Origin of the sequence: Mameliella sp. CS4 (genome assembly GCF_019392335.1) — a bacterium.
Lineage (GTDB): Bacteria > Pseudomonadota > Alphaproteobacteria > Rhodobacterales > Rhodobacteraceae > Antarctobacter.
The window spans coordinates 1-276 of the sequence record NZ_JAHXRQ010000141.1 but is presented as its reverse complement, the minus strand read 5'-3'; the positions used below and the strand labels follow the sequence as shown (position 1 = coordinate 276).

Sequence of the window (276 nt, the reverse complement as noted above, 5' to 3'; positions counted from 1 at the left end):
CCAGCGAGGTCTTTTTCGACCTCCAGTATGTGACAGGTCTTGCCGCCCGGTGCGCAGCAGGCGTCGAGTACGCGCTGGCCCGGTGCCAGGTCGAGCAGGTCGGCGGCCAGTTGCGCAGCTTCGTCCTGCACGCTGATCCAGCCTTCGGCAAAGCCCGGCAGGCTGCGGACGTCGGCGGCGGCTTCCAGCACGATGCCATCGACGCTGTACATACACGGCGAGGCATTAATGCCTGCGTCAGTCAGTAATTGCAGGTACGCGTCACGGCTGTGATGA

1 pseudogene is annotated in these 276 nt (G+C 64.1%); it reads right to left on the bottom strand.

Annotation, left to right across the window (positions count from 1 at the left end):
- A pseudogene (locus KZZ07_RS27965) lies at positions 1 to 212 on the bottom strand (hypothetical protein); the annotation flags it as partial.
- Between the last annotated feature and the right edge of the window lie 64 nt (positions 213 to 276).